Genomic DNA, 9,687 nt, shown 5'->3' with positions numbered 1-9,687 from the left:
AACGTGATTTGCGCATCGTCTGTTCTCCTCGCTGCTATGAACGCTACGAGAACAAACTCTCCTTTTGAATGGCCCGGTTCATCGGGGGCAGGTCACAAGCCCTGGCATGCACGGGTCTCTACCCCGGCCGCCCGCCGGGAACATCGCACCTGCCCAGGACGCCAAAGTGCCGGGACGCAGGCCCGGGCCCGCGGCGATAGATCCGGCAAGGCCCGCCCCCAACTTGCAGGGAGCCCGCGCGCCGCGGGGACGGGCCGGAAGGTTCAGGCCGCGAGGGTCTCGGTCGAGGAGAAGAACATCGCCTGACTGACGGCCGACCAGATCTGTTCCTCGGAATAGGGCTTCGAGATCAGGAAGGCCGGTTCGGGGCGTTCGCCGGTCAGAAGGCGTTCGGGGAAGGCGGTGACGAAGACGACCGGCAGATCGGGAAATTGCGAAAGGATGTCGTTGACCGCATCGATCCCCGAGGAATTGTCGGCCAGCTGGATATCGGCCAGCACCAGATCGGGGCGCTCGGAGCTTGCCATCTGCACCGCCTCTGCCCGGGTTCGGGCATTGCCGGTGACGCTGTGGCCCATGTTCTCGACGATGCTCGAGATATCCATGGCGATGATCGGCTCGTCCTCGATCACCAGCACCTTGCCCGACAGCGCGCCCTCCATCTCGCGTAGCGCGATCTCGACCAGATCAGAGGCCTCTTCGGCGCGGACCTGCATGATCTTGCCGACCTCGTCGAAGGAGAAGCCCTCGACCGTATGCAGCAAAAGGGCCTCTCGGGTGTTCGCGGTCAGCGTCGCCATGCGCTTTTGCGCGCGATCCGCGACCAGGCTGTCGGAATGCTCCGCGACCATGCCGCCGACGCTGGACCAGACAGCATGGAAGGTCTGAAACAGGCCGACCCTTGGCGTCAGGCCCGAAAGCGTCGAACGATCCGCCAGGATTGCCTCGAGCGTGGCCGCCGCGTAGCGGTCACCCGCATCCTGGCTGCCAGTCAACGCCCGTGCGTAGCGGCGCAGATAAGGAAGATTTGCAGCCACACCTGCCGCCAGATCCTCTTGCGCGTCCGAACTCATATTCATGCCTCCGCTTGAGATTTTCCGGGAACCAACGCGACTTGTCTGCGTTGGGTTCCATGCTTAGATACAATCAGACGGGCGAAAGTGTAGAGCGGGAAATGGGAAAGAGCACGGTGGCAGAGAGCACGCGGGCGAATTTGCGCCGACAGATCGACGAAAATCTGCGGCGCGCTTACCAGGAAGAACTGGAACGCGAAGTTCCCGACAAATTCCACGAGCTTCTGGAAAAGCTGCGCGGCAAGGAGAGCGCGAAATGACCAGTGCCCCCATTTCACGCGCCAGGCCGCGCGCCGCACCGCCGCAATCGGCGGCGGACGCAGGTGCCAACGATCCGCGAACAGCCCTACCCGATCATTTGCCGTCGCTGCGCGCCTTCGCGATCAGCCTGACCCGCGACGCCACCTCCGCCGACGACTTGGTACAGGACACGATCGTGAAGGCCTGGACCAATCTCGACAAGTTCCAGCCCGGAACGAACCTGAAGGCCTGGCTGTTCACCATCCTGCGCAACACGTTCTATTCCGATCGCCGCAAGCACCGCCGCGAGGTACAGGATAGCGATGGCGCCCATGCCGCAGGGCTGGTCGAGAAGCCCGCCCATGACGGCCGCCTGGCGTTTTCGGAATTCACTCGCGCCTTCGAGAAGCTCAGCGTCGAACACCGCGAGGTGCTGGTCCTGGTCGGCGCGGAAGGTTTTTCCTACGAGGAAGCGGCCGAGACGATGGGCGTGGCCAAGGGTACCGTCAAGAGCCGCGCCAACCGCGCCCGCGCCCGCCTGGCCGAGTTGATGGGCATGGCCGAAGGCGAAGAGGTGCTATCCGCGACGGGGGCCGAGACGCTTGCGGTTCTGGGTCGCGCCGCAGTTCCGGCCGCCTGATGAGCATGGCTGCGCTGCGCCGGCTGACCGGGCGGCTCGGATTTCGGATCACCTTTCTGCTGGCGTTGGCGCTCTTGCCGCTGGCGCTGCTGTCGGCGGTGCAGACCATCAGCCTGGCGTCCGAGGCGCAAAGCCGCGCCGAGGCCGCAATTCTGGGCGATACGGTGCGGCTGGCCGCGCCGGTGCTGCAGCATCTGCTGCGCGCCCAGGGCGCTGCGGCCACGCTGGCGTCGGCCATTGCCAAGGTGGACAACGACACCGCGCGTTGCAGCGAGATCCTGTCGCGCTTCGCCCAGGCCAACCCGCTTTATTCGATGGTCGGCTACATCCCCAGTGACGGGTTGATGACCTGCTCGGCCGACGGCCGCACCCATGATTTCGCCAACGACCCGGGTTTCCAGGACGCGATCTCGGATCCCAACCCGACCTTCGAAGTCACCCCGAAGGGCGCGGTGTCGGACAGCGCGGTGCTGGCGGTGATCAGCCCGGTTACCCATCGTGACGGCCAGCGCAGCGGCATCATCTCGCTCGCCATCCCGCAGCATGCGCTCGAAGTCAGCCAGGCCGGGATCAAAACCGCCACGGGTATCCCCAATTCGCTGCGTCTGTTCACCTTCGACAGCGGTGGCAACATGCTGACCTCGACCAACGGGATCAAGGCCGACCAAGGCTATCTGCCGGTCGACCGGTCGCTGAAGGCGCTGGCGGGCCACCGCTCGACCGCCTTCACGGGGCGCGACGCGCTGGGGCGCAAGCGCATCTTCGCCGTCGTGCCGATCGTGGTGAACAAGCTGTACGCGCTGTCCTCGTGGCCCGGCGATTACGGCCGTGGCACGGGGATGCTGTCGCAGTTGCCGCCGATCGTGCTGCCCGCGCTGATGGCCATCGTCAGCCTGTTCGCGGCCTGGATGGCGGCCGAGCGCCTGGTGCTGCGCCACATTCGCCGCCTGCGCCACGCGATCCGCGCCTTCGCCTCGGGCAGCCGCGTCGTACCGGTCAAGGGCCGCGGCCACGCCCCGCTGGAGATCGCCGAAGTCGAGGACAGTTTCGAGCGCATGACCGAAACCATTCTGCGCGACGAGGCGGATCTGGAGGATGCCGTCCACCAGAAGGAGGTGCTGCTGCGTGAGGTCCACCACCGGATCAAGAACAACCTGCAGCTCATCGCCTCGATCATGAACCTGCAGATGCGGCGCGAGAAATCGCCAGAGGTCAAGGCGATCATGAAGAACCTGCAGGACCGGGTGATGAGCCTGGCCACGATCCACCGCGGCCTGTATCTGACCTCGGGGGTCAGTGACGTGCGGGCAGACGAACTGCTGGCGGGGATCGTGAACCAGGTGCTCAGCATCTCGACCACGGAAGAGCGCAGCTTCAAGGTCCACACCGACATCGCCGACATCCTGCTGACCCCCGATCAGGCGGTGCCGCTGTCGCTGTTGCTGACCGAGGCGCTGACCAATGCGATGAAATATGCCGGCGGGTCGCACGACGGCGCGCAGCCCGAACTGGAGGTGACGCTGGCGCGCGAGGCGGGCACCGGGGCGGTCCTGCGGCTGTCGAACAGCCTTCCCGGCACGGGCGCGAGCCCCACCGCGCCGCTTGCGGACGAGCCATCGGGCTTCGGCTCGCATCTGATCCGGGCCTTTGCGCAGCAGCTGGAAGGCACGGTCAGAACCGGCATCGAGGACGGGCGCTACCTGCTGGAACTACACTTCTCGGTGACCCCCCTTTCAAGGGGCGAGGCCAGCCGTAGTTCTGCAGGAGCAGGCGTCGAACCGGACCCGCGACCGCCCGGTGGTTTGATACCTGGTGTCGCACCGGCGAAGAAAGTCTGAAACAAGGGGAACCGGGGACAGCCCTCGCACGTTGCGGGGGCCAATGGGCGGGGAATGACGGTACACGAGACAAAAATGAGAACACCGCCTTGGTCCGGGTGATCCTGACCAGTGACGAGGCCAACGAAGCGTTCGAGCGTGCCTTTCTGCAGGCGCGCCAAGAGGTATGGGCCGCTTTCAATCAATTGGACCCGGATCTCGAACTGGTCAGTCAGGCGGGCCTGCAGATCGGACGGACGTGGAAGGCGCTGGTCACCGCGACCTTGCAGCGCGGGGTGCAGTTGCGGCTGTTCCTGCCCGATGCCGATCCCTTTCTGGCGCCCGCGGCCCATCGGGCCAACCACGCCTGCGTCCGGCTGCTGCGCGCCGCGGCCACCGCACAGGGCCTTGCCAACCTGCTTGACATCCGGGTCCTGAAGCATCCGGCCCGGCATGGGCCGTTGACCTATGGCACCGAATGGCGCCGGCGCCGGGCCGCCGTCGCGCCGGAAATCGTCCGTCTCGCCGCCGCCGAGCCCGAGGCCCGGCAGCGCGCACTCGACGACATGCCGGGGCTGATCCCCTTCCTGGCGGCCGCGGCGCGCGGCGGGCGGTTGGCATTGCGCAAGTTCGCCCATCCGGCCCTGGCCGCCGCCTGCCATCACCACCAGTTGCTGGTCGCCGATCGGCGCCTGCTGCTGATCGGCGGGCCGGATACAAGCACCGATCGTGTCGGATATGGCCTGCGGCTTGCGCGCGAAGGCCCGTCGGCCGCCGACGCCCAGGCCCATCTGGAACATTTCGCCGGCATCGCGGCCGGCCAGGACGAACCCGGCTCTCAGCGCCACCTTCTGCGCACCCTGTCGCGTCGCGCCAGCCGCCTGCGCCGCGGCCCGACCAAGTCCTTGCGCCAGGATATCGCCACCGCCCATGCCGCCCTGGCCCGACGGGCCGAGGACCTGATCTATATCGAGACCCGCGCCTTCACCGATCCCCGGCTGGCCGCCGAGCTGGCCGAGATGGGACGGGCACGGCCCGATCTGGGGCTGATACTGATGCTGCCCGAAACCCCGCCGCCCGACCCCGGCGCGCAGGAACAGGTGCTTGCGCGGCTGGCCCGGGCCTTCGGGCCGCGCTTTTTCGCCGGGCAGATGCTGGTCCCTCTGTCGCAGGGCGGTCAGCGCCTGACGCTGTTCGACCGGCGAGCGGCACTGGTCACCTCGGCCGATCTGACGCCCGAGGCCCTGTACCGCGATACCGAGGCCGGCCTTTATGTGCGCACCCCGCGCGAGGTCAGCGAAATCGGCAGCCGGGCGATGGCCTATTGGTTTATGGCGCAGCGCGCCGCGGCGCCAGAGGGCGGCCCGGCGACGGTGGCGTTGTGGCGCGCCCGGGCGCAGCGGGATGACGGCGGGCCCGGGCGCCGGATGCGCCCCTACCCGCTGCCCTAGCCTGGACACCGACATCAATCCTGCTCCGCGGGATGATGGGGCGGCGTCGGGCTGGCCACGGCGGGCTGGCCGGGCAGGACGCCGGCAAGGACCAGCGCCCAGATCAGCAGCGGTATGGCGACGATGCCGCCCACCGGCCCCCACAGCCAGAACCCGAAGATCAGCGCAAGAAACACCAGCAGCGGATTGACCGCCGCATTGCGGCCCACCATCGCCGGCGTCACGAACTGGCTTTCCAGCACGATCAGCCCCAGATAGGCCGCCGCGGGCAGCCCCGACTGGGCCCCGTCGAAAGCCGCCACGCCGGCATACAGCAACCCGGCCACCGCCAGCCCCGGCCCCAGATAGGGCACGAAGTTCAGCACGAAGGCGACCAACCCCCAGGTTGCCGCCTGCGGCAGCCCCATCAATTGCAACGCCGCTGCCGTCAGCAGGCCGAGCCCCGCGTTGATCACCGCGATCGTCAGGAAATAGCGCGACACGCGATATTCGGCATCGCGCATCTTGCTGACCAGATTGCCGCGCTCGGAAGTCGTGGCCAGGCGGCGTGCAGCCCAATCGTACATGTCGGCCCGGGTCAGAAGAAAGAAGAACAGCGACCCCGCGAAGACGGTGAATTGCGTCAAGATCACCGGCGCCAGCATCAGCGCCCCCGCCACGGTCGGCACATGCACGCCCGAATCCTTCGCCGCCTTGGTCTGCGAGCCGGCCGCGTCGGCTGCAGGCGCGATCGCCTTGGTGACGTTGTCGGACATCTGGGTCAGATCGCGCGCAAGCGACCGCAGCGTATCCAGCGTCTCGCGCAGATCGCGCAACACCTTCGGCGCCTGGGCGGCCAGTTGCTCGACCGCGGGCTGGAAGATCAGGAACAGGCCGGCCAGCAGCAACAACGTGAACACCAGGGTAAGCAGGGCGGCCGCGGCGCGCGGCAGGTGATGCCGATCGCAGAACTCCGACACCGGCGACAGCACCACGCCGCTGACCAGCGCCAATGCCAACGGCGCGAAGATATCCGACAGCTCGTGTAGGGCCGCGAACATCACCACGGCGCCGATCACGATCAGCGACATCCGCGACAACGTCTCTAATCTGGTCATTAAGCCCGGCCCCCTTGGGCAGCAAACGCATGCTGCCCTGGGCAATCAACGCTTGCTGAGCGGATCGGGTTCCTGCGTGGCGCGCGCACAGCACGGTCCGTGGCGGAGGATCGACACGGAACCCCTCTGCCCCTTCGCGCGTCTTATTCACGTTGGCCATGCGAAGGAGGAAGTGATGAATCGCGACCAAATGGAAGGCAACTGGAAACAGATAAAAGGCAAGGTCCGCTCCAAATGGGGCGAGCTGACCGATGATGACGTCGCCAGCGTCGAAGGCCGGCGCGAGATGCTGGTCGGCAAGATCCAGGAGCGCTACGGAACTGCGAAAGCCGACGCCGAAAAGGCTGTCGATGAGTGGCTGCAGGATCTCTGACCCGCCTGATGACCCGATGCCCCCCGCCTGGCACTATTCAGGCGGGGGTTTTGTTATTGCGGCCTCGGTATTTGCGTCCCGCCGCACGGCCGGGCGACCTGGGCACCGCGCACAGGCCGAAGGCTCGTCGGCGTGGCAATCCCCGAAGCACGGCCAAGGTGGCCCCCGCGTGCCCCCCGCGAACGGGCGACGTGCGATGAAGACAGCCCAAGAAACGGCAAGGCCTTGGCCGGGGCCAGCCGGTAGACGCTGACGCGGAGGATTTTCCGGGGGTCAGGTGCGGCTGGCCGTCACTTTTCCAGCCGAGGGCCCGTGCGGGTCGCAAGCAGATCGCGCCGGGGCTGCGCCACCACGGCCGCCTCCGCCCCGGTGCGGGGGGAGGGCGCTGAAAGTAGCCTGGTGCGGGGGAATAGATGCAATGGGATATGCGAAGCGAAAAGACCGCCGCGTCGCGTTCGCCCGGGCCGGAAATGTTGCGGCGGCCGCGCGCGCGGGCGGCCACTGCCGCAACGGGGGCAGGGCCGCGACCTTCGCCCGACCGGACAAGCAAGGCGGTGCCCTTGGGCGCCGCCTTGTTGGAAGTTTCCCGATTGCCGGGCGGGATCAGATGCTGCCGGTGCGGGCCCGCGGGCCGATCACCCACCACAGTATCAGGCCGATCACCGGCAGGAACAGGATCACCAATACCCAGACCAGCTTGGACAGCGAGCTTTCCGCCGAGCCGATTACCGAGATGATCGCAAGAATGTCCAGGATCAGGATGATCACCGAACCGATCGTGCTGAGGAAGAACATGGACGCCTCCTAGGATAGGAGGAGATGGCGGCCGAAGCCCGGCTTCGACCGCCATCCCCCCAAGTGGGGGATCAGAGCGGCGGGTTGCCGCGCATTGCGCGCGCGACCAACGCAACCACGAAGAGAACCAGGAAAATCACGAACAGGATCTGCGCGATTCCGGCGGACGCCCCGGCGATCCCGCCGAAGCCCAGGGCTGCGGCGATCAAGGCGATGATCAGAAAAGTTATGGCCCAGCCTAGCATTGAAACCTCCTATGCGGGTGGAAGGGAAAATGTCGTCGATCAGATGTGATAGAAACGCCCGACCCGCGCACCGGTTCCTCACGCCCGGGTGTACTTTCTGATTAACTGTCTGATCCACAAATATATTTATGCAAATATGGTGACGCAGACGGCACCAAAAGGCCGAATTTCATTGGCCTGGAACGGAACCGCGGGGCACTGCCGGATGTTGATCGGCAAGAATTCGCTGCAAGAGGTTCGTCACGATGAAAGCCGCTCTGCTTCTGTCCGGGCTTGGCGCCGTCTGCGGCTCTTTCATGCTGGTCACCATGTTGGCCGTCTTGAATGCGCTGGGTCCAGGCATGCCAACCGATGCGCCCGCCTATGCCCACGCCCGCGCGCACGACGTCGCGACCCGGCACGATCCGGCGCGTGATCTGGCGCAGGGTATCGTCTCGGCCGCCGCGCAGCCCTCTCGCGCAGAAATGACGCGGATCGCGGCGGGTGGCTAGGCGCCGGACGCGCCGCCTTCCAGATAGCGCGCCAGTACCGCCCGGGTGCCATCCGACCAAAGGGCCGAAAGCGCCTGTGCGAAGGCCGCGACAAAGCCCGTGTCCTGGCCCCACGCGCCATAGACGTCTCGCATCGCGAGCCATTGGGCGGGGTCGTGCTTCGCCGCAAGGGCGCGGGCGTTCAGCGCCGTCCAGTCGGGATCGTTCGGCGCGATCCGCTGCCCCTGATCGTCCACCCCCGCACAATAGCGGCACCAAAGCGCCGACAGCAGCGCCAGCCCCTTCGGCACCTGGCCCGCAGCCAGATTGTCGCGCACCGAAGGCATGATGAACTTCGGCTGCCGGTTGGAGCCATCCAGGCACAGCCTGCGGATCCGGTCGCCGATGTCGGGATTGGCAAAGCGCTCCTCGATCGACGCCAGATAATCGACAAGCGAGGTCCCGGGGACCGGCTTCACATGCGGCAGGATTTCCTCGACCTCGACCTTGTGCAGGAAGGCCGCGACCTGTTCGTCCCGCATCGCTTCATGCGCGAATTCGATGCCCAGAAGGCCAGCGGGGTAGGCGATGATCGCATGGCCGCCGTTCAGGATGCGGATCTTCATCGCCTCGAAGGCATGAACCTGATCGGTGAAGGTGACGCCCGCGTCTTCCAGCGGTGGGCGGCCCTGGGGAAAATTGTCCTCGAGCACCCATTGCATGAACGGCTCGCACAGCACGGGCGCGGCATCGTCGACGCCGAATTCGCGCGCCACCAGGTCGATCTCGCGCTGGCCGGTGGCCGGGGTGATGCGGTCGACCATGCCGTTCGGGAAGGCCACGTTCGCGGCCACCCATTCGGCGAAGGCCTGGTCCGACAGCGCGGCCAGTCCGGTCACGGTGCCCTGGGCGACATGACCGTTGCCGGGCAGGTTGTCGCAGCTCATCACCGTGAACGGCGGCAGTCCGGCCGCGCGCCGCAGACGCAGCGCCTTGAGGATCGCGCCGAAGGCCGACCCGGGCGCGTCGGGCTGCCGGGCATCGCGCAGCATGTCGGGATGGGCGGTATCGAAGGCGCCGTGCTGGTCCAGGTAGTAGCCCCCTTCGGTCACCGTCAGCGACACGATCCGGGTCGATGGCCGCGCCATCGCGGCGATCAGCGGGCCGTTGTCGGCGGCGATCGGCACGAAATCCACCATCGCGCCGGTGACCCGCGCGCGGTGGCCTTCGGGGGCCAGTTCCACCACCGTGGTCAGCAGGTCCTGGCCCAACAGCCGTTCGCGCATCGCACCATCGGCGGTGCGCACCCCGGCGCCGACCAACGCCCAATCGCGCCCCTTGCCCATCTCGAACAGCCGGTCGAGGTAGACGGCCTGATGCGCGCGGTGGAAATTGCCCACGCCGATATGCACGATCCCAGGCGAGAGATCGCCCCGCGCATAGGATGGGCGCGCGACGCAGGGCTTCAGGTTCTGCAGATTGTCGA

At 66.8% G+C, this 9,687-nt stretch carries 11 protein-coding genes; 6 read left to right on the top strand and 5 right to left on the bottom strand.

Annotated features, from left to right (window positions below; genetic code table 11):
• Window positions 1-263 precede the first annotated feature (263 nt).
• Entirely contained in the window at window positions 264-1,073 is an 810-nt protein-coding gene (locus BLV97_RS14175) for a response regulator (RefSeq protein ID WP_035837584.1), read from the bottom strand.
• A gap of 101 nt (window positions 1,074-1,174) precedes the next feature.
• Between BLV97_RS14175 and BLV97_RS14170 the strand changes: the two genes are divergently transcribed.
• The 4 genes from BLV97_RS14170 to BLV97_RS14155 all read left to right on the top strand — a co-directional run bounded on the left by BLV97_RS14170 (window position 1,175) and on the right by BLV97_RS14155 (window position 5,221).
• Window positions 1,175-1,333: a NepR family anti-sigma factor gene (locus BLV97_RS14170; protein WP_081824864.1), complete on the top strand. Its 159-nt coding sequence runs from the start codon at window positions 1,175-1,177 to the stop codon at window positions 1,331-1,333.
• Window positions 1,330-1,953, top strand: a complete 624-nt coding sequence (locus BLV97_RS14165; RefSeq protein WP_081824863.1) for an RNA polymerase sigma factor — start codon at window positions 1,330-1,332, stop codon at window positions 1,951-1,953. Before BLV97_RS14170 ends, BLV97_RS14165 begins: the two co-directional genes overlap by 4 nt.
• Window positions 1,953-3,791, top strand: a complete 1,839-nt coding sequence (locus BLV97_RS14160) for a sensor histidine kinase (protein ID WP_092164113.1) — start codon at window positions 1,953-1,955, stop codon at window positions 3,789-3,791. The genes BLV97_RS14165 and BLV97_RS14160 overlap by 1 nt, the downstream gene beginning before the upstream one ends.
• An 89-nt stretch (window positions 3,792-3,880) precedes the next feature.
• Window positions 3,881-5,221, top strand: a complete 1,341-nt coding sequence (locus BLV97_RS14155) for a phospholipase D-like domain-containing protein (RefSeq protein WP_035837573.1) — start codon at window positions 3,881-3,883, stop codon at window positions 5,219-5,221.
• Between the two features lie 14 nt (window positions 5,222-5,235).
• On the opposite strand, the gene BLV97_RS14150 is transcribed toward BLV97_RS14155, so the two are convergent.
• Entirely contained in the window at window positions 5,236-6,318 is a 1,083-nt protein-coding gene (locus tag BLV97_RS14150; protein ID WP_092164112.1) for an AI-2E family transporter, read from the bottom strand.
• A gap of 175 nt (window positions 6,319-6,493) precedes the next feature.
• Here BLV97_RS14150 and BLV97_RS14145 point away from each other — a divergent pair, with 175 nt between their 5' ends.
• Entirely contained in the window at window positions 6,494-6,691 is a 198-nt protein-coding gene (locus tag BLV97_RS14145) for a CsbD family protein (protein ID WP_035837569.1), read from the top strand.
• A gap of 603 nt (window positions 6,692-7,294) precedes the next feature.
• Here the strand turns inward: BLV97_RS14145 and BLV97_RS14140 are convergent.
• Together BLV97_RS14140 and BLV97_RS14135 are read right to left on the bottom strand one after the other, a co-directional pair.
• Window positions 7,295-7,486, bottom strand: a complete 192-nt coding sequence (locus BLV97_RS14140) for a PLDc N-terminal domain-containing protein (protein ID WP_035837552.1) — start codon at window positions 7,484-7,486, stop codon at window positions 7,295-7,297.
• Between the two features lie 71 nt (window positions 7,487-7,557).
• Window positions 7,558-7,731 (bottom strand): DUF1328 domain-containing protein, encoded by a 174-nt coding sequence (locus tag BLV97_RS14135; protein ID WP_035837550.1) that lies wholly within the window; start codon window positions 7,729-7,731, stop codon window positions 7,558-7,560.
• 245 nt (window positions 7,732-7,976) lie between these two features.
• On the opposite strand from BLV97_RS14135, the gene BLV97_RS14130 reads away from it, so the two are divergent.
• Complete coding sequence (locus BLV97_RS14130) at window positions 7,977-8,222, top strand: hypothetical protein (protein WP_035837548.1); 246 nt, start codon at window positions 7,977-7,979, stop codon at window positions 8,220-8,222.
• Here BLV97_RS14130 and BLV97_RS14125 read toward each other — a convergent pair.
• Window positions 8,219-9,670 (bottom strand): mannitol dehydrogenase family protein, encoded by a 1,452-nt coding sequence (locus BLV97_RS14125; protein WP_035837564.1) that lies wholly within the window; start codon window positions 9,668-9,670, stop codon window positions 8,219-8,221. The genes BLV97_RS14130 and BLV97_RS14125 overlap by 4 nt on opposite strands.
• Window positions 9,671-9,687: the final 17 nt, after the last annotated feature.

Origin of the sequence: Allgaiera indica (genome assembly GCF_900106675.1) — a bacterium.
Lineage (GTDB): Bacteria > Pseudomonadota > Alphaproteobacteria > Rhodobacterales > Rhodobacteraceae > Acidimangrovimonas > Acidimangrovimonas indica.
Note: the sequence above shows the minus strand (reverse complement) of the source record. Positions and strands in the feature narration are given on the sequence as shown.